This window comes from Gilvimarinus gilvus, from assembly GCF_030518155.1.
Taxonomy (GTDB): domain Bacteria; phylum Pseudomonadota; class Gammaproteobacteria; order Pseudomonadales; family Cellvibrionaceae; genus Gilvimarinus; species Gilvimarinus gilvus.
In genome coordinates, this window is sequence record NZ_JAULRU010000506.1 from 1 (window position 1) to 319 (window position 319).

1 protein-coding gene is annotated in these 319 nt (G+C 62.7%); it reads left to right on the top strand.

The window, feature by feature from the left end:
- The coding region (locus QWI17_RS09110; protein ID WP_368045335.1) for a DNA-directed RNA polymerase at positions 1-319 on the top strand (319 nt) is incomplete at both ends.

Here is a 319-nt window from a genome sequence, read left to right on the forward strand (position 1 = left end):
CCTGGCGATTGCTGCTGACCCTTTCCAGGCACGCGGCTGGGCCGATCACGTAGGTGCGCAGGCTATCGACAAGCCATGGCAGTTCCTGGCGTTCTGCCTGGAGTGGAAGGGCTATTGCGAACACGGGGACCGCTTTGTGTCGAAGCTCCCGATTGCGATGGACGGCTCATGCTCGGGCATCCAGCACTTCTCCGCGATGCTCCGGGATGAGGTCGGTGGCGCAGCCGTGAACCTGGTCCCCAGCGACCTCCCGGCAGACGTGTACGGACTGGTAGCGAAAAAGGTCATCGAACGGGCTATCCATGATGCCAAGCACGGC